The 23,272-nt window shown below is 61.1% G+C and carries 9 protein-coding genes and 1 pseudogene; 2 read left to right on the top strand and 8 right to left on the bottom strand.

Annotated features, from left to right (window positions below; all coding sequences use genetic code 11):
- Window positions 1–250 precede the first annotated feature (250 nt).
- From OKW29_RS36495 to OKW29_RS36465, 7 genes are read right to left on the bottom strand one after another with little or no spacing between them, the layout of a single operon-like run.
- Entirely contained in the window at window positions 251–2,284 is a 2,034-nt protein-coding gene (locus OKW29_RS36495; RefSeq protein WP_429294342.1) for a DEAD/DEAH box helicase, read from the bottom strand.
- Complete coding sequence (gene brxD, locus OKW29_RS36490) at window positions 2,281–3,594, bottom strand: BREX system ATP-binding protein BrxD (protein ID WP_429294341.1); 1,314 nt, start codon at window positions 3,592–3,594, stop codon at window positions 2,281–2,283. The genes OKW29_RS36495 and brxD overlap by 4 nt, the downstream gene beginning before the upstream one ends.
- Window positions 3,591–6,290 carry a BREX-2 system phosphatase PglZ gene (pglZ, locus tag OKW29_RS36485; protein ID WP_429294340.1) on the bottom strand — a complete coding sequence of 900 codons (2,700 nt, stop codon included), beginning with the start codon at window positions 6,288–6,290 and terminating at the stop codon, window positions 3,591–3,593. Before pglZ ends, brxD begins: the two co-directional genes overlap by 4 nt.
- Window positions 6,291–6,301: 11 nt before the next feature.
- Window positions 6,302–10,000, bottom strand: a complete 3,699-nt coding sequence (locus tag OKW29_RS36480) for a phage resistance protein (RefSeq protein ID WP_429294339.1) — start codon at window positions 9,998–10,000, stop codon at window positions 6,302–6,304.
- 34 nt (window positions 10,001–10,034) lie between these two features.
- Complete coding sequence (pglX, locus tag OKW29_RS36475; protein ID WP_429294338.1) at window positions 10,035–13,793, bottom strand: BREX-2 system adenine-specific DNA-methyltransferase PglX; 3,759 nt, start codon at window positions 13,791–13,793, stop codon at window positions 10,035–10,037.
- Window positions 13,753–18,006 (bottom strand): BREX system serine/threonine kinase PglW, encoded by a 4,254-nt coding sequence (pglW, locus tag OKW29_RS36470; protein ID WP_429294337.1) that lies wholly within the window; start codon window positions 18,004–18,006, stop codon window positions 13,753–13,755. The genes pglX and pglW overlap by 41 nt, the downstream gene beginning before the upstream one ends.
- On the bottom strand, window positions 18,003–18,224 hold the full coding sequence (locus OKW29_RS36465; protein WP_429294336.1) for a helix-turn-helix domain-containing protein: 222 nt from the start codon (window positions 18,222–18,224) through the stop codon (window positions 18,003–18,005). The genes pglW and OKW29_RS36465 overlap by 4 nt, the downstream gene beginning before the upstream one ends.
- 598 nt (window positions 18,225–18,822) lie before the next feature.
- Here OKW29_RS36465 and OKW29_RS36460 point away from each other — a divergent pair.
- On the top strand, window positions 18,823–20,709 hold the full coding sequence (locus tag OKW29_RS36460) for a hypothetical protein (RefSeq protein WP_429294335.1): 1,887 nt from the start codon (window positions 18,823–18,825) through the stop codon (window positions 20,707–20,709).
- Between the two features lie 982 nt (window positions 20,710–21,691).
- On the top strand, window positions 21,692–23,014 hold the full coding sequence (locus tag OKW29_RS36455) for a protein rep (protein ID WP_429294334.1): 1,323 nt from the start codon (window positions 21,692–21,694) through the stop codon (window positions 23,012–23,014).
- A gap of 50 nt (window positions 23,015–23,064) precedes the next feature.
- Here the strand turns inward: OKW29_RS36455 and OKW29_RS36450 are convergent.
- Window positions 23,065–23,271 (bottom strand): annotated as a pseudogene (locus tag OKW29_RS36450) (transposase); the annotation flags it as partial.
- Window position 23,272: the final 1 nt, after the last annotated feature.

Raw genomic sequence — 23,272 nt, 5'->3', positions numbered from 1 at the left:
GCTACGGTGTGCGCGGTACTTGCTGCCATCCCGCACAGCGAGGACTTTGAACTTGCATCCGTTCCCCCACCCTGCTGGGAACGTCGTGGAAAGTAATCTGGAAGGGGTTGCGGATTCATGCGGACCGTCGAACGCTGGGGATGATCACGTTATCAATGGCTGGCGCGCCAGTCAATAAGGACACCTTGACAAATGCGCATTTACTGGTATAGACGCGCAAATTTTCTTCGCGAGAGGGTGCGATGGGCCTCTATTCACCTACCGGTAGTGAGTCATCGGGCATCGTGACAAGCCTGCGCCGCCTGGCTATCCGTAGTGCCAGCTCATGCGGCAGCATCTCATTAAATTTGATCAACTTCGCGAGTTCTATTAGCGCATTGTCGTCAATGCACTCCAAAGACGATGCTTCCGGCTTGATGCGGGGGTCCCTGCGAAAGTCGATTGAAAGACCGTCGAACCGATATGCGCCTCGCGCGGCCTCGCGCAACATCCGCGTGCGATTGGCCACGGTGCCGGCGAAAGTCCATAACTTGAAGCGGGCAGCCGCAAGCGTTTGCACAGTACCTGCAGTGGCGGGCGTAGCATTGCGGAGGTCATCGAGCGCAGCCGTCGCACGCTTTGAAAGCGTCGCGTGGTCGATCCCGCCATTTTCCAGCACCACACGGATCGCCTGCGCGAGCTCCGCACCGAATTCGCGCCCTCCTCCCGTCCAGCGAGCCTTGCCTCCTTCTTTGGCTGGTTCCAGCCAGACAACGCGCTTTTTCCAGTCAATCTCCTTGACCTTCCAGCTGCGCCCCGAGAGCAGCACAAAGTGCGGCCCCTCCTGAGCGGCAAACACAGACGGATCCAGAAACCCCAGTTCCGTGCTCCCGTGCCGGGCCGAAAGCAGTTCGGGGCCACTGAAGGTCGCCATCAGGTCACGGTAGTGACCAGCGCCAAAGGCCCGCTCCGCGGCGGGGCCAATCTGCACAACATCGTCCGGATCGACAAACAGATATTGGCCGGCAGCGAGCCCGTCGATTAGTCGCTCGATGTCGACGAGGGTGAGTTCGGGAAATGAGCGAAGCAACGCGTCGCGCAGACTGCGCATTGGCACCTGACCAAGCTCCAGCGTGAGCAGAAGCATCTGCTGAGCGACCACATTCCACGGTTCGGGCGGTGGGATGGCCGCCTCCACCCATCCCATTGACCACAGCTGACAGACACCGAGCGCAGTCAGAAGACCTTGCTCACTGGTTGTCAGGAACAGGCAACTGCGACGAGTCCCCGCCCGGCGACCGCTGCGGCCCATTCGTTGCAAAAAAGATCCAACTGAGGCCGGCGAATCGATCTGGATCACTCGGTCCAGGTCGCCTACGTCGATGCCTAGTTCAAGCGTCGACGTCGCCACGATGACGCAATCGCGCTCTTCAGCGAACGCCGCCTCGGCATGTCGTCGTTCGCTGGCACTGAGCGACGCGTGACTGACGAAAGTGCGCACGCCAAGCCGGTTCAACGACGCCCCGAGCTTTTCCGCACTCGACCGGGAGTCGCAGAACACAAGGCGCTTTTCGCCACGGTACATGCGCGAGACGACCATTGCAGCGTTTTCCAGATTGCCCACCGCGTCAATGGTCACGTCCGCATCGGTCGACACCGTTGAAGACCCGACAACCGACCTGTCACCGGTAGGAGCGAACCACGCGAGTATGTCTTCCGGGTTGCTCACGGTGGCCGACAGGCCTATTCGCTGGATCGGCTGCGGCGTGTACTTGTCGATTCGTGCGAGCACCGATCGCAAATGCCAACCGCGGTCGTCTGCGGCAATCGCATGCAGCTCGTCGGCGATGACCGTTTGCACGTTGCCAAACCACGACTGCCGCTCCAGCCTCGGCGAGATCAGCATGCCTTCGAGCGACTCGGGCGTAGTCAATAGGATATCTGGCGGCTCCCGGAGTAGGCGGCGTTTTCGACTGTCAGCGACATCGCCGTGCCACACCTCCACGGTGCGGCCGAGCAGACTGGCGTATCGGGCGAGCCGCGGCTCGAGATTATTGAGCAGCGCCTTGATCGGGCAGACATACAGGACACTGAGCCCACGCCACGCTTCGGCCGTCATCCGCGATAAAACCGGGATGATTGCCGCTTCAGTCTTGCCGCCGGCGGTGGGGGCAAGCAGAAGGCAGTGGCGGCCTGAGTGGACCGGATCGATCGCCTGGAGTTGCGTGGGCCGTAGCGTGCTCCAGCCCAGAGAATTCACAACATGGTACTGGACAGCTGGGTGCAGGCGCTCGAATGCCGTCATGGCAGCTCGATGTCGTCAATCGAGTTCGCGCCGGAGGCAGCCCGTTCATTCACGGTCATCTCGGTGTCGGCAAGGGTCAGCTTATAGTTTTGACGAGGGTCGAAGTTTTCGTACAGGTCCACACGATCCAATACGTCGCCAACGAGCTTTTTGAGGAAGAGGCGCGGTGCGACACCCACCTTTCCGCCAAGGCCGCCGGCCACAGCCGAGGCAAGCGTGTCCACGTAAGCGTCATCCGCCAGCCGACGCAATCGCATCTCGTTGGATTGTCCTGTAGCGTATATGTCGCGAACACGATGGCCCACCTCGACCAGCGCCGAATGACTGAAAGGCTGGAGCCGAATCTGCACTGCACGGGGGTTGTCAAACTGACTGTCGGTCGCGAAGTCCACGTGGAGCCGCTGAGCCAGTGGCGCGAGACGTTGAACGCCTTGCGGGCCATCATAAAATGCGGGTGTGCCGGTAATGACAAGATAAAGCCCCGGAAAGCGTCCAGCGTCGATCTCATCAATCCACTGTCGAAGAGCATTCAGACCTTTCTCGCGCGTGTCCGCCCTCATCCGTTGCAGCGTTTCCACTTCGTCCAATACCAGCAGCAGTCCCGCAAAGCCGCTGTCACGCATGATCGTGAGCAGCCCCATGAGGAAATTCGTCGCAGTGAAGTGGTCAAGGTCTCCCTTGACGCCAGCGGCTCGCTTGACGCCAGCGGCGACATTGGGTTGGCCGGCCAGCCAGCTGATCAGGCCATCGGCCAACTGGACGTTTCCCTCCGAGAGGGCCTTGCGATATGCGCGCAGCACCGCCGAAAACGCCGGCGCAGATCGGCTGATCAATGCGAGGCGTGCCTCCATCAGCTCATTGGTGCGCTCAAGCAGAGCCGCCATGTCGCTGGCGTCAGTCCGGCCGTCCGCCAGTACATCCTGCTCGAGTGCGAAGAACCAGCCGTCGATAATGCTGCGGAACGCGCCGCCGGGCGTGTCGCTCGTGCCCAGCCGCTCGACCAGACGTCGATAGACGGTTTCGAGCCGGTGCAACGGCGTCTCGGTTTCGTTAATCTGGACTTCGCTCGTGGCAAATCCCCGGGCGCGCGCGCGCTCCTGCAACCAGCGTCCAAAAAAAGTCTTGCCGCTGCCGTATTCGCCGCGTATTGCCTTGAAACCGGCGCGACCTGTCGCCACTGCGTCGAGTTCCGCATCCAGCGCGGGAGCCAGCCCTCCGAGCCCCACCGCCAGTGCATCCAGCCCGGCATTCGGAACTGTGCCTCGGCGCAACGCCGAAATGATCTCTTCCCTTCGGGCCGCACCAATCATCGCGAGTCTCCCTCTGACGGAGCACTGAATTGCTGCATCAGCAATGCGCGGTTCATTTCCACCGTGTCTGATGCGTCGTCCACAGTTAGCACCTGAGCCTGATCCACGTTCAGCATTCTGCGTGCGGCGCTTAACATGCCGCCCAGCCGTAGCTCGGGGAGACCCAGTCGCTGCGCCAGAGCTGCACGGGTCAGCTTGCCGCCTCGCTCGTCGAGCGAGTGGAGGAGCTTGCGCATCTGCTCGTCCGGTATCGCAACGCGCGCAGCGAGCTGACGCTGTGAAGCGTAGAGCGCTGAGGTCAGGACCACAGTGACCCAATCAGACACTTCCAGTGCAGATTTGCGTTGCACCACCGGCAGATTTTCGTCGCCAAACAATCCGACCTGCGCAGCTGGCGCAGCCGGAGCCCGTTTGGCCGGTGTCTTCGCGACGGGGGCGGGTTGCGCTGCCGGCGTGAATGTCGGCTCCGGCAGGTCCCACCATACGGGCTGCGGCGGCGGAGCAGGCATCCAGCCGCCGACATTGACGCCGAATGGCGCGAAGACACTCATTGGCACGATGGCTTCAGCAAGCGACGCTCCACCGTGATAGCCATTCTTGCGGCCGGTGTAGCGGGCAGATTCACTCCAGATGCAAATCGCCTCATTGCTCCCCTCCGGCGTCAGGACGCGATCGCCAGACAGCATGATTTCGCGAGCATCCGCGGTCTTCGAACCGGCTCGCCAACGGTCATTGATTCCGCCAGCAATCTGGCTGCTGTTTTCGTCGAGCACGTGCCCGTGATCTGCAGTGACGATCACGATGCGCCGTGAATCCCGTGCCTCACGCAACAGCGGCAACAGTAGCCGGAGTTCTTCCAGGCTCCATCTCTGGTGCAGTTGGTCGGGCCCGCTCAGATGGTCGTCGACCGCGTTGTAGACCACGCCAACCACCTTTTGCGATGCATCAGCAAGCGCCTCGCGCACGTCGGCGGCAAGATTGCCACCCGTGCTCAGGTCCCCCTTGTGAAACAGTTTCGGTGCATGTCTCCCGCCGCCATGAGACAACAGCGCTGGATAGGTGCGAAATGCGGACTTTTCGTTACTTGCGGCCCCAACGGCGATTCGACCGCAAAGCAGACTCGTGCGGCTCACCGTGGTGACCGTCGGGAACGCCGCCAGTCCGAGCAGTGGCTTGCCGCCGGCCTCGGGCGCAAGCTCAACCCATCCGTGGCGTTCCGGCCGCTCGAACAGCTCGCGGAAGATCGACACGCTGAGCCCGTCAACAACGAGCAGTAACACGGGGTACGACGATGCGAGTCGCCCTACCAGCTCTTGCAATACAGACTCAACCGGGAGTACACGCTCGCCGGCAGGCGCCGATTCGCGGAGGCTGGTCGCGAGTGTCGTGGCGAACCTACTGTTCAACTGGTCCCGGCGCTGGGAAACCTCAAGCCGCAACGACGCGTAGGCCTCAGACAACTCCGGCAATTCATCGCCTCCCAACAACTTGAAGCGAGCCCAGTCGACGAATGCACCGTCGTCTGCATAGGTTGCGATGTGCTGCGCGAGATTCGCGCCAGCCGATGGCGCACGCAGCAGCCAACGCGCCAGCCGCCGGGCCATGCGGACCCGTTCGACACGTAGCGGTTGCTGAGGCGCGAGATGATGGTCGGTCACGGCGTTGGCCGCGTCCTCCAGTTGAGCCGCATGTACATCGGTCGGCGTCGAGACATGCTTGCTCAATACCTCGGCGAACTGTGCGAGGCGTTGCTCGAAGCCGCCTGGCAGCCAGTCACTCCGGTATGCAAAGTTCGCTACGCGCAGTTCCCGCATGATCGCGTCGGCGCGTTCGAGCGTCGCCATTGCATCTTCAGGTGACGTATGTTCAAGCAGGCGCGTGGCCTGCTTGGCCCATTCCCTGCCCTCTGCCACCGTAATATGCTGGTCGGTGACATACCGCTCCATGCGAACGGCGGCTTGTGCAAGCTCGGATATACCTTCGCTGTCAGCACTGAATACGACTTCGCAAACGAGACCAAGCGACGCGGCATCGAATCCCCGTCCTGCTTCGATACAGCGCACGATCAACAAGCCAGCAGGCCCCGCGTGGCTGCTCATCCGCTGGAGGATGTCGCGACGGGCCTTGGGCGCCAGCTTGTCCAGCAGCACCGTCAAGTCGGGGCGTTGCGCCCAGCGCATCAGTGCGGCGGCATCGGATTGTGTAGCATCGAGACCGAGGCAAAGGCGAAATACTTCCCGCCATGCGGTCTCCAGATCCAGAAAGTCTCCCGGTACCGGCGTGAATGGCTTGCCGTCTGCGCTGTCGATCAGCATGTCGGGCATCCAGTCATAGCGGCCCAGACGGGCATCCGTTTCCTTCGCCCCGAACATTCCGCGCAGGATCTCCCATCCTCTTGGCTGAAAAATGCGCGCGCGAGCCAGCCGCGAAGCCACATCGTCTGGAACGTCAGTGTCCCGTAGCGGCGTCATCAGGATGAGGCCGTCCGTGCCTGCACCGGCGGTTTCGAGGTCCGTCAACGCCTCGCGCAACGCGAGCCGGCTTTCGCACCAGCGTACGTTGTAACGCCGGCCGGCCCGTTGCAGGAATTCCGGCCACGTCCCTTTTGTCGACGCTCGAATCGCCACGACAGAGGCGTTGGCGTCGCGTTGCAGGACCGAGTCGAGTTGGGCTCCGATCTGTGCGATCGAAACCATCTGCGTTGAGCTCAATGTTGCGTTCCCCCTCTGCGCTGCAAACGCCAGTGCAAGGTCAACTCCAGCTCGCTGTCGTTGTCCACCTTCGCCTTGAGTTGCTGAAGGAGCGCCGACGCTGACTGGGCATCCAGATCCGCACGCTGGCTTTCTTCAACGACTATCGTGGACGCGCCGTTGGTGGCCTCTGGCGGCTGAAAAGGCGGCGGCGGTTTGGGGGACTCCGGTTGCGTGTCTGCTGACCTGCCCGTTGCCGAAGACGATGCTTCCGCTTTAGCCGGCTCGGACAACAGGCCAACCGCATCGCGAACCAACTCGTCCAGCTTGATCTTTAGCCCAATGACGTGCTCGTCGTTGCGCAGCAATTCGGCTAGCTGCGCAGCGAGCCGTTGACCCGCAGCCTGCCGGTGGTCGGACAGATTGCGGACGGCGTCGAAGAGTTGCCAGTTACCCCGGAGCAGTGCGTCTACCGCGCCCTGTGCCTGAGCGATCGCGATGCCGACCGCGGTTTCGGAGGTTTCGAGCGACGCGGTGGCGAGGGTTGTCACCAGCGCGGAGTCGCTGGCATTCGCCAGCGTGGCGAGCAGCGCCTGCGCAGACTCCGCTGTGCGTTGACGTGCGCCCGGTTCGCCCGGCGCATAGCGGGCCGCGCGGTCAGCGACGGCAGACACCAAGCCCGCGACCGCGACGCGTTGCGCGTTGGCCTTCTGCTTGACGTCCGACACCAGCTTGCCCACGTTGGCCGCGTTCAATGACTGCGCCGGGACGATCCCGAACAGGCTGGACGCGCGTTGAAGCGCGGTCTGCCAGTGCGCGGCCGACGGCAACTGCTCTTCGCGAAGTTCCACATCGTCCGGCAGCCGGTCGATGTCAGGCTCGAAAGGGCCACCGTGTTGCAGGAAACGACGGTTGGTTTGCGCCGCAAAAGCCAGGATCAGCAGGTTTTGCAGCTCCGGCGGCAGGCCCATCGGCCTGGGCTGATCGATCCATTCGCGTAGCTTTCCAGCAGTCAAAGGCCCACCGCCTTCGAGCGCAATGCGTTGCGTGAAGTGGGACTGCCAGTAAGTCTCGATCAGCAAGTGCGTCTCGGCCATCTGGCCGAGCTTCAACGGGTTGACGATGGAGCGGACGATTCTTCGCGAAGCCTGATCCGTCACGAGGCTTCGCTGTTGCGGCGCATCAATGGCGGCCCGGACTTCGGCCCAGACTTTCTTCACCGCGGATGGTTTGATCTCGGTGTCGAACTGCGGATGTGCCGGGTACTGATGGGCGAAAAGCTGATCCAGCAGATCCTCGAAGGCAGCCTTGAAATCGGCGCCGACGGGGGGCCTTGGTGCCAAAGTCTGATCGAGTGAGCGGAACTGTTGCTCGGCCGAGAGGACATGAGACACCGCTTCTTCCGGTTGCGTGGAGATGCCGTATGCGACCTCAAGCGCACCACGGAGCTTTGCCCGTAGCGAATCGCATTGGTTTCTTGCCAGAACCCGAGCCTGCGCGCGATCGACGATGGACAGATGAGCTGCGTACTGATCGAAGCGTTCACCCTGGAGGATGTAGTCAAGAATGACATATCGTCCGAGATCGTTCAGTGCCTTCTGACTCAGGAAAGACGGCAGCCATACGAGGGTCCGGGTGCTCCCGCCACGGTAATCGCCCAGCCGGGCCAGATCGTCGTTGGGCGTCCGGTTGGGCTCGTCGAACGGAAAGTCAAGGATGACGCTCCAAGCGCCGGAGCGGCCCTTGAGTTCCTCGTCCCGCATTTCACGCACGTTCGCGTAAAACACTTCGACGTCACGCTTCGTCCCGCGCCATGAAAAGTCATAGGTCAGAAAGAGCCCGCCGTTGTCCTGCACGCCTAACTGGTCGAAAAGGAGCTCACGCACCTTCTTACGACGGTTGCCCGGGTTGTCGATGATCTTGGCCTGATCCAGCACCCGCTCGAGATCGACGCCGGTGATCTGGATCGACACCAGCGGGTTGAGATCTTCGGTGACCTTGATTTCGCCAATTTCGCCGGCCCAGTCGCGCAACTTGCGCGTCACAAGCTGCACCTCCTGCCCCGGAATGGGCGACCTGAAGGTGCCGTGGTTCAACGCGGCCAGCCGCGACGGCGTGAGCGCCTTCAGCGCTTCGACGTTCGGCACCAGTGAGGACAACAGCAAGGTTTTGAGCAATCGCGCATCGTTGCGGAGATTCTTCGCGAGGGCGGGATCGGCCTGACCCAGTTTGCAGGCCTCCCACGTCACACCATGTTTGGTCTCGAGCATCGGCAACAGTCGTTGGTTGTAAAGCCGTTTCGCGTTTTCGAATTGCATGCGCATGGCCTCGAACGGCTCGTCGCCCTCTGCGATCACGTCCCACAGATCGCCAACCGGGATCAGTTGACCGAGTTCCAGGTCGTCGCGCCGGTCCACCAGCAGTTGCAGCATGAGCTTCAACGCGGTGCGCTCGCGCTGCAACGCGGCCGACACTGCGATGAGCGTCTGCACGAGTGCCGGGCTGAACGGATAGACCTTCCGGAACATCTCCCGATCCGCTTCCGTCGTAAGCAGCGTGTCCAGCACGTCGCGCCGCAACCGCAGCACTTCGTCGAAGGCCGCCGTCAGCGTTGCCTTTGCCGCCTCGTTGATCGGGCGCAGCACCCGCTTCTCGGCGATGGCCGGCAGGTTGCGGTCTTCAAGTGTGATCCGGTGAAAGCGGGCTTCCCAATGGCGCAGCACGTCGGTGAATTGCACGCCAATAGCACCGGGCAGGTTGTCGCCCACCAGTTCGCGCAGGTCGCGCTGGCGCGCGACGAAGCTGATCAACGGGACCGGCCTGTCGGCGTTGGTCGCCTCGACGAGCTTGACCAGCTTGGTACCCTCACGGCTGACGAAGTTGACATCTGAGGCGTGACTGGCGAGCCACAACACCAGTTCGTCGAGGAACAGAATGACCGCGTCGTAACCAAGATCCTGAGCATGCCGGCTCATGATCGCAAGACCGTCGTCCAGAGACACGAACGATTCGCTGTCGCTGGCCAGCGTGCGATATGCGGAGAAGAACTGCGCAATCAGATCGCCTACGAGGCGGGCGCGCTCGGGGCCATTGGGCGGCTCCAGCATCGCGGCTTCAAAGCTCGTCGTGTCCCATCCGGAGTCCAGCGCGCCCCAGCCGCTGCCGCCGGTAGCCCTGCCTTCATTGAGCTTGCTGAAAAATGCCTCGTCTCCCAGACGGGTCCGGAATGCCTCCGCGTCGCGAAACAGTTCCTCGGCCAGATAGAAGCCCGGAATCGGTGCTTCGGGATGCAAATGCCGGACATATTCGGCGTACTGGCCGAGAATGCCGGACTCCATGTCCTTGGCGCCGATCATGTGATACGGCACCATCAAGAAGCGTTTGCCCTGCGTCCAGGTGGTTTGCGCGACTGCGTCGGCGAGTTCGGCGATCGCGCGTGCCTGCGTGTTTCCTGCGAGCAGCAGATTCAACACGGCCATGAAGTGGCTCTTGCCCGAGCCGAACGAGCCGTGCAGGTAAGCCGCCTTGCTGGCGCCTGAAAGTACCGCCTGCTGGACGAACCCAAGCGCATTCCTGAACGCGTCCGCGAGCTGCGGCGTGACGACGTAATCGCGCAGTGTCTGCTCGGGGTGCGTGACACCTTCGGACAGCTTCAGCACGAAGTCGCCCTGGTGAACCCGCTCGGGGATCGAAATAAGCTCTTTGATCAATGGCATGGTAAGGCTTCTCAGGTTCGCTTTGCTTTGTACTTTAGGCCAGTTTCCGGCGTCCACGACGGGCCGCCGCGGCGGCCGGTTTCCACGCGCGCAGGTCGTCGAGGGTATAGCCGAGCTCCCGGGCCTGGTCCGCGAGGAAGCCAGCGTAGTAGTCGCCCATGCGCTCGCCGAAGGTCGGATCGATTTCGTTGTGCCACTGCTTGAGCCACGGCACGAGTTCGAGCAGGCCGGACAGCAGCGGTTGCAGGCGTTCGCGCGGCCACCCCTCGTTGTCCTTCATTTCGAGGTAGCAGGCGGCTATTGCTGTGGCTTGTTGCAGGTGGTTCCACCCGGCCCATGCGATGACTAGGCTAGTGTCTACACCGCGTTCGCAGTGCGGATAGCTGATCCAGCGTTCCTTCGGGACGTCCAGACCGCCCCGCAGGCGCCAGAAGTCGGCTTTCAGGAAGTCCTTATTCTGATACTTCGGCGGCACGGGGATCCTGCCGACGCCCTCGCCTGCGTCCTCGCGACGTTGCTGCGTCCAGGTGTCTTCCCACTGGGCTCGCTTGCGCAGGCCACTTTCGGTGTAACGCAGCACGGGCAGAAAAGGTACCGATTCGCTTGTCACAAGTTCGGCAACGATCTGTCCGACGTCGAAGTCCGAATGGCCGGCGTACAGTTCGGCGATCTGCATGAAGTCGGCGCTGGTGCGCACGGCGTCGGCGAGGCGGCCGACGGTGGTGGGTTGCGGCGGCTGGTCGGCGCTGGCTGGCCACAGGTGTGGTGCTTCAAGATGGTCGAGTAGCCAGTCTCGCAGTGCGGCGCGCTCCAGATCCTCCCAGGCGGGGGTATTCCAGCGGCGCTTGTACTCGGGCCGCTCAATGAGGCCGATGCTACAGTCGCGCTCTATGAAGTCGATGCGACGCTGGACGACCTGCCGGTAGTCCTCGGGCCAGTGTGTTGGGATCTCGGTGATCGGGGTGGAGCCGTGGCGTTCGAACCAGGTCGTGCTTTCCCGGCGAGCCTCGATGCGGCGGGCTAGTACGATTTCGAACGCGCGCTCTCCTAGGCGAACCTCGGGTGGACCGTTGTCTGCGCGGAGCTGAACATTGGCAGGCAGCAGGCCGTAAAAACCGTAGCACGCCCAGTCGAGTTCTTCCTGCCACGCAATTGCTTGGCGCCGCAGCGTAGTAACGTGGTTGCGTAGCTCATCGAGAGACCGACGCGTAGGCAGAGGATTCAAGTCCTTTGCAGACGAACAGAGGTGCGCCTTCGGTAGGTGAGCCTCGACCTCGTCGACCAATCTATTCAGCGGGCGCGCTAAATCCTGGGGACGATGATCACAAAGAGGAAACTCGGCGACTTTGGTTGAATTGAACGCAAAATGGCTTTTCCATGCTTCGTCTCCGAGAGCGGAATTACCGGCTTCAACGCGAGTCCCTCCACCTTCCCCTTTGTTGTGGCACACCTGCTTCAACCAAAAGCATGCCACTGACGAATTGAGCAGTCCGAGCAATCCCAGATGCTCGTCCTCGCTGCTACCGGCAGGCAGTTTGATCACGGGTGCCGTCTGCTTGAAGACCTTACCGCCGCGTTCAAGGACGAAGTGGTTATGAGTGGCAACCTCGGCGAAGACAATACTCAACGGGATTGAGTAACGTTCGCCGATCCATCTGTACCAGCCCCACCATGGAGCACCTAGATCCTTTTGAGTCTCGCCGCCAAACGAGACGATTCCTTCTAGTACGGCACGGCTAGGCCATAACCAGCGATACCAACCAGTTTTGAGATCAAGAGGTGCCAGTGTTTGGTGAGTCGTATAGGGCACGAACGCGGTATCCGGCGTATCAGTCGCCCAATCCCTTACGCCATCACCCAGAATCATTCGACGAGTGAACTCGGTCGGTACGCCAGCCCGTTGTAATGCTGCCCGATCGGAGATGAAATGATCGTCCGCTCCAGAGAAGCTTGCGAAGCCAATTTCGAGCGTCTCTCGAGTGATAACTCGCCCTCCAACCTGAACAGAAAATCTTCGACGTCCAATAGCAGACTCCAGCCGAGACACGGCCCGTTCTTCAATTTTTTCAAGAAGCTCAACAGCTCCCCCGCCGCTAATGCTCCAAGGATGTTTTGCGAAAGTCGCGCGTGCCATGTCGCTGACGCTGAGAAAGTCTGACTGAGAGTCCACTTCATCGATTTGCCTGATGATGGCCGACCAGACGAGTCCGCAAGCCGGATCATCCGGCCTAGTTGGCTCGCCCTTAATACCCATCAATGTTCGCACCGCATCACCCACCGGTGCTCGATGGCGGCCGAACAGGATCACAGTCGGCGTGCCGTGCCCCGGTATGTAGGCGCCCGATGTATCCACCACATGCGTGAGGTCCAGTCGAGGCAGTACCTTCTCGATCAGCTTGCTGCCAAACTCGCGCTTCATGAACGAGTTGGACGTGATCAGCCCAACAAAGCCCGAGGGCCGACCGTTACCCGTCAGCGCAAGTTCGAAGAAGCGCTCGGTAAACGGCGCACCCAACGAATACTTCATATGGCAACTGGCGTAGCGCTGCCGGTACGCTGCATTCAGCGCCGTATCCCTGACAATGATGTACGGCGGATTGCCCACCACCGCGTGGTACTGCCGCCCCAGGATGCGATTAACCTCTTCTAGGTCCTCACTGGCGTACGCATGCGCAAGCTCAGTCCCAGCATAAGCTTCAGCGGCTCCAAACATGTCATCAGTGGCTGAAAGACCAAAGCGCCTACCATGCAGCAGACTGTCGCCAATAGCCACATTCAGTTTGAAGTTCGGCGCTTCAGAAAGACGATGCACGTCGCTAACCTTGAGTGCAGCGACGAACAACCGGAAGCGCGCAATAGCCACGGCAAACGGATTCAGATCGACGCCCGCCACGGCGTCCAATGCTTTCTGCGCGACATCACGCCGATTGCGCGCGGGTTCGTTACGCGCCCATTCATCCACGAGCCGGTAAAAGCCGCCCAGCAGAAAGTGCCCGCTGCCACAGGTCGGATCGATCATCCGCACTTCTCGGAACCCGAATTCGCGGATCGCCGGTGTCAGCGTGCGGTCGAGAATGAATTCCTCGACGAACTCCGGCGTTTGCAGCAGCGCATAACGCTTGCGGGTGGCCTCAGAGAGGTCCTGATACAGATCGCCAAGGAAGCGCGTGTTCCAGTCGGGGTCAGTGAAATCGTGGAACAGCGTGCCGGTGCTCGGGTCCACCTTCTGCCAGCACTGACGCAGTTCCATCGCGGCATCGCCGCTGATGCCCAGTCGGAAAACCGGGTTGTGCACCTCATCGAAGAACGTATGCAGGCCGGGCAGCGCACCCGCTTCGCGGAATGCGCCCAGCAGATATTCACGGTCGCTATGCGTCGGATGCGCCTGGAAATACGCCTCGTGCCGATCGCGTGCTAGCGCTAGCCGGCCTGACTCGGGCGTGCCGCCCAGCCACGGACGATCCACGAGACTGTTGTCCTCGATGAAGCGGATGAACACGCACGAAAGCAACCAATGCACGCCGGCTTGGGTAATGACCTGATCCGCCCAGCTTTCGAAGGTCTCGGCGGTCCGTTCCGCGTCGCGCGCAGCTTGCCATTCAGTGGTCAACCCGGTCTTGAGCTCGGATACGTCGGTGATACGTTGGCGCAGATCGTCTTCCAGCCGCTTGAGCTGGCGTGCGAGATCGGCGAGAAGTTGCGTGGCGTTAATCAAGATCTTCTCGTTTCTTGTCGGTTGTAGCGTGTGATTGTCAGTGCGCCTGTGCAGCAGCCGCTGCGCGATGCGCTTCATCGACCCAAGGCCGGGTGAGCGCACTCACGGCACTCGCATTGACGAGGGGAACTGGCGTTGAATCGATAAAGGCAACACCGGGCTCGTGGCAGGGCAGCAGCAGCCATACGGCAGGTGTGCGTCCAGGGCGGCCCGCGGTCGCCTCCAGTTCGCTGATTACGTTCATCAGGTCGTAGCGAGCCAGCAATCCCGCATTGACGACCAACAGCGGGGCCAGGCTGTCCAGCAAGGCCTTCATCAGCGCCGGGACAGTGCGCTTCACGAGACCAAGCAGATTGCGCCAGTCGCGTGAGCCTGGTTCGGCGCCGTCTGCACGCAATACTACAGACCAGTCGACGCCCAGCACCGCGGCTTGGGCGCGCAGTTCACGCAGCAACAACGCGTCAACGCTTAATCGCTCCAGCCCTTGCGGTCGCAGTTCGGTTGTACCGAACCGCTGCAGCAGCGTTGCCTCTGCCCGCCGCGCAACGCGCGGCTCCGTCGTCAAAACCAGCAGGCCACCTTGCTTGAGGCTGTGCTGTAAGCGGTCTTCTATTGCTTTTGCGTCGACTACGGCGGCAGCCATACGCGGCGACGCACCGTTACCGGTAGTCGAATAATTGACGAGTCGGGTGGTTGTGCCGACCGTTGCGTTGGCTCCCAAACTCTGTCGCCGGTAGGCACCGGCGCCGTGATCGCAGGACGGATCCCATTGCAGTGGCGCACCGGCTTCTTCCAGCAGACGATCGAGGTCAGGTCGCTTCGGCAACGGGTCCGCCTCGGGATAGCGGCCATGCACCCGATCCTGCAATTCACGAACCTTCAGCTCCACGGCACCGATCAGCGCGCCCATCGATTGTTTCAGCGCCATCAACGCCGACATACCACGCGGATAGATCTCTTGCCGACTGGAGAGCGCCGCCTGGCGCGACGCCATCGTCGCGAGGCGAAGCAGGCGAGCGGAAGCGACAGGCGGAATGGCCATTGCGTCGTCAGCGTCCAGATCGACGCCGTACGGAGACGGCGGCGACACCGCTTCGAGCGCTTCGAGCACGCGACCCGGTGGCATTAGAGGTTCCGCTAACGCACAGGTGTCCGCCACCGTGCCCAAGTGGCGCGCGTAATCGGCCCATGGCTGGGATGTCGCGACGAGCGCGACCGGGCTGTGCTCGAAGATTTCGAAGCGGGGCTTGTCGAGGTGCGATTCGGCTTCCAGTGCCGCCCGAGTAACGGCGCAGGCAAGTCGCAGGCGCTCGGTATCCTCCTGGATCGCACACCCACGCAGCGCCAGGAGCGCGAACGCAACTTCGTGAGCGGTCATGACCTGCCCCTGAGACGTAAGCAGCGCATCGAGCTGCGTGCGGAGCTCGGTGAACGCCTTGTGCTTCAGCCAGCGCTCGCGGGCCTTGATCAAGGCTGTTGTCAGCGTGCCACGGTCCAGACCGGACGCCAGAGACGCGTCTCCCAACGTCGGCCAGTAGCCATCCTGGACTTCGTCATCCAGGCCCAAGTAGTATGCAAGCGCGGCTTCTTCCGGGCGGTCGTCGCCGGCGGGTCGACGCGGAAGCAGGATTTCGGCCAGCTCGTTGACGGTTATTGCACCCTTGGCGTCCTCGCCGTCGTCATCGCCGCTCGTGTGCAGACTGCCACGCCCCTGGGTGAGGTCGGGCCTCAAATACGCCAGCTCCTTTGCCTTGTTCCGGATCTCCTTGCGGATCTTGTCCCCGACGCCTCGCAGATACCGGAACCTGATGCGGTCGACGGCGAGCAGCTCGCGCGCGTTGTGGATACCCATGCGCTCAAGCACGTCCTGCGCTTCCAGGCTGTAGCCGAGTTCGGCCATCGTGGTCTGGATCGTGGTGGTCAGCGCGATGGCTTCGAAGCTGTCGGTCGCGGGCGGATGCGTCGTGGACGCGCGTTCGAAGACGTGGCGCCAGGCTCGAAGCATGTCCTCGGCGTTATCGTGACGTTCGCGGAAGTCGCGCCGCAATGCCTTCGAAAAGAACTCTGCAAGGGGCTGCCGCACCACGGGATCGAAGACATCCGACTCGATGGTCGCCTCGACATCGAGCATGGCCGGCGCTGTCCGGCCATCGCCCCAACGCGGCGGCTTGCCCACTGCCATTTCGTAGAGCGTGACTGCCGCGGCGAAGCGTTCAGCCGACAGATCCCATCGTCGGTGAGGACGAAGCGAGAGGAAGGGGTCGAGGTAGGGTGGCGTGCCTGCCGTGAGATTCTCAGCAGGCGTACGCGTCAACGAAAAATCGAACAGCACGAGCTTGAGCCGCTTCGTGCGCGATTCCGTGATGCCGATGTTGTCGGACTTGATGTCGCGGTGGATGACGGCCGCGTCCTCGATGTGCCGCACGGCATCGATCAGTTCTTCGCCGAAGCGCTGCAACATGTCGAGCGAAAGCCGCCCTTCGCGCTTGAGCTTCTGCGCGAGCGTTTCTTCGCCGGCTCGCTTGAGCAGCAATGCGGTGCGGCCCGCGACAGTGCGCTTTTCCCGCAGCGCGACGATGTTCGCGTGTTGCAGCTTGCCAAGCGCATCAGCTTCTGCTTCGAGGTTTTCGCTCCGGGACGGATTGACGGCAACCTTCAGAACAAGTTCTTCGTCGCTACCGTCCGGGCGCACGAGCAATGCGTCGCTGGACGAGCCCCTGCCCAGTCGCTTGAGGACGGTGAAACCACCGTCGACCCGGTCACCAGGGCCGGCACGGCTCGGATCGACGGTGCGCTCCGGATCGGGTGCGGTGAGCTCGTCTTCGACTTTATCGAGGTCGTCGAGGAAGCCTTGGACCGTGTCATATCGCGTCACGACTTCCGGATTGGTGGCGAATTGAACGAGTTCGTGCAGCCACGCGCTACAGCCATCGAGGACGTCCGAAAGACGCAGGCCGGGCCCGAGCCGCAACTTGTCCGCAAGCTCCAGGGTCGAGGTGGCGGGAGCCTGCCCACTAAAGATCAAGTAGGTGAGGCATCCAAGCGAAAAGATATCCAGCTCCGCTCCATGAGCTGGATCGGCACGTGTTGTTTCCGGCGCGAGGTAGACGAGGCCAGGATCGTCGACGTAGGCCTCGACATGCTGCGTACCGGTGGTGTAATTGACGCTGCCGCCGGGGGAGGCCGCCTCGCGCGCAGCCGTTTGCCAGTTCATCAACTGTACGCTCAGCTCCCCGCTTTCGACGCCACGAACGAGCACGCTTTGCGGACCCAATGCGCGATGGAACAGGCGACGCGAATGGGCGAACTTGAGCACTTCCGCGATCTGGCGCACGAGCGCCAGCCGGTGGCCCGCGTGCATTCGCTGGCCGTGGTCGCGAATCAGGTGATCGAGGCGGACCGCCTTCGGATCGTGATCGAAGATGAGGGCCGGCCCGAGCTCGGTGTCCTTGTAGTCGCGGCAGCGCAGGATGCCGCTGTGCTCAATGCCTTCGAGGATCTTGAATTCGCGCTGGGCCTGGGTGACCCGCGCCTGACGCTCTTCCGGGCTGGTGGCGTTCGCGAGATTGTAGATGCGCACGCGACGCTGCACGTCGACGCTGACGTGTTGGGCTACCCACTCCTGATAGCTGGGGCCGTCCACGATCATCTTGCCCAGTTGGTAGTCGCCAACCTGCCGATGCTTGTTCGACGGACGGATTCCCGCTTCCGTCAACCCGTGCGCGACGGCACGAACCTGCTGGCTGTCCACCGGCGGATGCTGGCTGGGGCGAACGCCACGGGAGAGTGCGCCCAGGATTCCGGTGTCTTCGATGTCGCCCGGGCGGCCTCGAAGGAATACGCCGGAGCGTGCGTGTCCCTGCAGCTTGCAATGAAGCGTCGTGGACGACAGGAACACCAGCGGCTCAATGAACGGCAGCCGGACCTTGGCCTTCACCACCGACCGCTGCCGTCGCAGCAGGCTAGCTAGGCGTTTCGATTTCCGGTCCGTGAGCAGCAGTGGGTTGTCCACCGAGCGTTCGCGGCCATCTGTGGACCATGTCCACGTGTGAGCGTCGCCGGAGACGGTCCCCGGCCGCGACTTGATCTCGATGATGAAAAGGCCGGCAGGCGTCAGCGCAAGCGCATCGACTTCGTTGACCTTCCCTTCGTCGTCGATGAACTCGAAATTCGTCCAGACGTGCCACGGGTCGCGATCAGGCAACTGCGCGCGTAGCCACTCAAGCGCTTCGCGCTCCCACGGGAAGCTGGATTCAGCGATGACATGCCATCGGTTGGCGCTCAGGCTCATATGTGGCGCTCCGCCTCGTCTGGAACATATTCAAAAAGTTCTGCGGTTCCGCACCGGAACAGCTCGCAGAGTTTGCTGATCGCCGGTAATTCGACGCGCGTGGCCGTCTCGTTACAAAGAGACGTCACCGTACTGCGGTTCAAGCCTGTTATGCGGGCGACGTCGGAAACGCGCAGCTTGTGGCGGCCCATCAGGGTCGACAGATGGCAGCGGATCATAGCGGAATACGGAGGGCGGAGTGCTGCGCAGAATAACATTTTTCTTTGGGCAATACACGAAGAATGCCATGCTCGGCTGCAGTTCTTTCTCTGGCGCAGTCCCTGGTGCATCACGGACACGCTGATGCCGCCAGCCCTATCCGGACCGGACGGACCAGAAATGAGCAGAAACACTACAGCCTTGACTCGCTGACCATCAACGCATGTGGAAGCGAGACGCTGCGCTTCTTTCTCAGCGCGAGGGACCGGGTCGCCAATGGATGTCGAACCTCTTCCTAGGCTCACGATCTTCCGTCGAGTTTTGCCCACTGCATCAGGCTCTTTTAAGCTGGTCAGCGCTGCAATAGTCGCAAACCTGTGATCCAAGCTATACCGAAGGCGAGGCGACATTGCCCAACTACGGTTTATCGGTATGAATAGGAAAAAATAATGAACGACAGGGGACACTTCATGCCATACAAGCGCACGATAGAATGTCCGCATTGTCCTTTTCCATCAATGATTTACGACGATGGATAATTTACTCATACCGGTCACTCTTAATAGCTCGCAGAGGCGACCAATCCGGACAGTTCGGGCAGGTAAACGGAAGAGTCGTATGCCTGCAGTTTCAACTCTAACCTTCCGGGAACTCTCGGAAAAGATGCAACAGCGTGTGGACAACGGGGATATCCCTGCTTCAGCACTGCCCAACTTGAAATCCGCCCTTCGGGCGTTCCTGGCTAACTTCGACGTTTCAGAAGAAAGCACTGTTGGCTCGTTGCTGCGCAGCTCGTACTACCGAAACCTTCGCCTCCACGTAGAGAAACTGCAAGCCGAGGGTCGCGATAAAAGCTATATTGCAAATCGCAAAAGCCTGATGGGCAAATGGTGCTCACTGGTAACGCATCTCGATCGCGTCGACGCAGCCGGAGCGAACTGCATGTCCCCGTTTCAGTCGGCGCTAAGTGAGCTGCTCACGCGAAGCAGGACGACCGTGGCAGGCCTGGCGCGAGCGGCAGGTATTTCCAAGAGCACCCTAGGGGGCTGGCTCAAAGGAGCATTGCCGAATCCCCGCGCGGTCCCTTCGTTGAAACGGCTCGAGCGATTCTTTGCGCTGGATTCAAATACCCTCCTAAGCTTGGCATACGAGCGCCAGTATTTCAGACCGGTCGAGACCGCGTCGGCCATAAAAATCCCATATCGGGCTAGATTAGCTGCGGCTACTCAGGACATGTACCGTCTGAAGTGCGTCTCCGATTCGTTGGCACGAGAATGGTCAGACCTCGTTACCCACAAAACGGAGAAGCTGCCTGAGCTACAACGATATTCGCGCGGCGTTTGGGTCACGACGGACCTCGTCACGGAGGCGGAAACCGACCGCAACCGGTACTGCTTCACGAAAGGTAAATACGTTCCCACGGCGCGGATTGTCTGGGTACATGTAACGTGTTTCCTTGGGTGGCTTAACCGCACACGAGAGCGAGGCGGCGCAGGGCTCAGCAGTGACGAGGTGCAGACGCTCGCGTGGTTTTCGAGCAAGCGGATGGTTCATCGCTACTTGAAATGGAGGATTGAGCGAGCTGAAGAGAAAGTGCATGGCGGTGTGCTCGAATTCGCAAGCTTAGTTGCATCGCTCAACCACCCCCAGCACGGCTATCTCACCCAGATGCCCGAACTCCGGGAGAGGCTACCGGAAGGCCACCGGCCGCAAGTTTGGAAAGACGCATGCCAAGAAGCCTACACTTGGGCCGCTGAGACGAAGAAGAATCTACAGGTGGCTGGAGTTGAGCTTTCGAGGGAGCCGATGGCCCCCATCAAGACCGTGCTGGAACTCGACGACCCGCTCGAGGCTGTCGCGGACATGATTTCTCGAATGAAGAGTTGCCGACCAATCACTGGTGGTGCGCACGAGGCTATTTGGGCGCGGGACCTGCTCCTCATCAAGCTGATGGCGTCGAATCCATTGCGCGCCAAGAACATGAAGTTGCTCACCTATCGCGCTGACAACACAGGCAACCTCTATCGTCGCCCAGATGGGCGCTGGTTCATCCGGATCGAGAAACGTGCGTTCAAGAATGCCAAGGGAGCTGCAAAGAGCCGAGACTATGACATGCCCGTCAACCACGTGGCTTGGGCAGACATCGAACGCTATCTGAATGTCTATCGCCCTATGCTGCCGGACGCCGACAAGGTGGACTTCGTCTTCCTGTCTTCAACGGATGAACAGTCAGAGGGCTACGTCGGCGTATGGAAATCCTTGAATCGACGGGTTTTCTACCTGACGCGTCGCTATTTGTGGGACTGCCCGGGCATCGGAACACATGGCTTTCGCTACATCATAGGCACCGCCACGCTGAAAAAGGCACCCGGGGCCTGGGATGCAGCTGCCGCCGTTCTCCATGATGAGGTTGACACGGTAAAAGCCCACTACGCCCATCTGCGCCCCTCCGATGGTGGCACCTTCGTGCACACGCTGCTGGACTCTGCCTTCGCGCGGATGTGACCCGAATGCACGGCCGTGCGTCGCACTCGACATGCGGTCTCTGTCGGCTGTCGCGGATCAGTCGGAAGCGGAGGCGCGGGCGGCCGTGAATGTCGCGGTGATTCCTGAACTTCGCGTGTCTGCCTGCATCAGGCTCTGGCTCCCGATACTCGTGAACCGTTCGGGTACCACGACAATCTTCGCATGCAGGTTGGGAAGGCAAAAGCGCTTGTACCCCGCAACCATCAAGGTCTTGACGGTGGCAGGAGACGAAGATCCAGTGCCGAAGGTGTCTGCATCGAAGAGAGGTCCAGACCCGGGGTTGCCCAGCCGTCGCTAACATCTGTTCAGATGTCGCTCGATGAGGTGAGGCGAGAGGGCACGTGGACTCGGTGACAGGGCCCGGCAGACCTGCACCGAGGACCTGAATGACCTCGAGTAACCAGTCTGACGGCAGTTCCAGTGACTGGCGGACTTGCGCCGGCAATGCGCTGGAACTGTCCTCCGAACTGTTGTCGTCCCAAGGCGCATACGCCGCGGCCATTGGGACAGCAGCGCTAACATTCCGCCTGCGCTACCCAGTCGAGGCGTCACAGATGCCCAACTACAGTTGCGACAGCAGCTCAGTCGCCGGTGGCCCACTAGATAAAAAGCGGAGGTCCTTCCCGCTGGTCAATTGTTGCAATTGAGCAACCGACTGTTGCTGAAGTCGATGTAATCCGCTCGACACGATGTTTGTCGACGAAATCTCGCATGTCGATATGGCAGTTCTCCCGAAATCGCGCGGAAAAGTCCTGATTTGCGCCCGGATATACTCGCTGAGGCCCCAAGGCAAGCCATGGCAGCAATCGTGGCGCGGAGCCAGTGGAGCGCTGGACTGGAATTCATTGGGTCAGTCGAGCGCAGTTAAAAGAGATCGCTTCGTCCCTTAGGCATGCGAATAACTGGTCTGAAATGCAGCCAGTTGTGCCGAGGGACAAACGTGGCAAACTCAACGCGCAATATGGCTTCCAAATCATTCAAGACCGTCCTGGAGTACGCTTCCAATCAAAGGCTGGATCGGAAGTTCGACCGGGCTGCACAGCTTTCCCTTCAGGACGCGGTGCGTTCCATCTTACCTCGCCATCGTGCCGCGGCTTGTATGCGCCATCGGCTCGGCACGCGCATCACGGTTAGCAAGACCGCCTCTGGCGCAACGCGGCTCGGCGGGGTGATGATCTGCGGTGCCCACCACATCTGCCCTGTCTGCCACTCCCGGAAGCTGGCAGCGCAAAAGGCCGAGCTGTCGCGTGTAGTCGCCGCCCATGTCCGGGCAGGTGGCTCGGTTGTTGACGCCGTTCTCACTGTTCAACATCACGCGCACCAGAAGTTGACCACCGTGCTCAAGAAACTGGACGATAGCTGGAAAACATTCCGCTCCGAACCCGTATGGCGGGAACTTGTTCGGGATCTTGGAGTTGTCGGATTCGTACGCCGGCTCGAAGTCACTGTCGGGCCGAACGGATGGCATCCGCACCTTCACGTCTCCTTTCTCTGCGATCCGGCGGTCGCACCTAGAGACAATGTCCTTGCTCGCGGGAGCCGCCAAAAAGCACTCGATGGTGCTTTTGCGGTACTTTGGTCCGCATGGCGAATTGCGACGGCCAAGGCCGGTGCAGCCTCCCGCCGTCAGGCTTTCTTTTCCGCCACGGTGAATGGCGCGATAGAAGTGGAGCGAATCATTCAATACACGATGAAAAACATGGGCTACTCCCATGACAAGGACGGCAGCTTGACGCCGATAGACCTCCTGCGGATCGCACGCGACAGCGATCCGAAATCAGTGGAGCGCCTCGAGGCCGCACGACTCTTTCGTGAGTACGCGGACGCGATCCGCAGCAAGCGCGCGGTAATGCTTGGGGGCGTGGCCCGGACTCTCACCGGATTGGACGCCGATGACAAGGAAGAGCCCGAAGTGCTCGGCACCGTGTCAGCCGAAGCATATGACGTGATCACCAAGCACCCCGACGCACGGGACGGTCACCTCCGTGCGGCGCTCGCGTCGGTCACGTCACGTGAAGGGCTGATCGACGTGGTGAAAAGGGCCGCGCAACTCGCCGGACACCCGAAATTGCCGGATGGATGGTTGACGTTAAAAACAGGCAGATTTTCTGGTGGCGCGGAGTCAATCCGTAGTGGATGTCAAGCAGGAACGCGCCAGCAACCGCAGACAGTATTCGTAGGCGCGACCCTGCCCATCTTGATACGCAACGGTAGCGGGAGCCAAAATGTGAGACTTTCAGCCCTGCCAGACAAGGTGCGGCGGTCTGTGGGAAGCATCGGGTGAGACTTCCGAAGTACATCGCTTGGCGGTTTCAAGGGTGAAGCGCAACGGGGTTAATGAAACGCAGGCGGAGGCAGTGAAGCGGCTTCGAGCATGCGTGCGAAGACCTCCAGAGGCGAGTGAAATGCGTGCGTAGCACGTGGCCTGCTATTCATGCTGTCAGCGATGGCGTCAAGTTCATCCTGGCTGCACACGGACAGATCCGTACCTTTGGGCAGGTACTGACGCAGCAACCCGTTGGTGTTCTCGCAGGTGCCGCGT

The organism is Paraburkholderia sp. CI3 (genome assembly GCF_050436505.1).
Lineage (GTDB): Bacteria > Pseudomonadota > Gammaproteobacteria > Burkholderiales > Burkholderiaceae > Paraburkholderia > Paraburkholderia tuberum.
The sequence above is the reverse complement of the archived record's forward strand: the minus strand, read 5'-3'. Positions and strand labels throughout refer to the sequence as shown.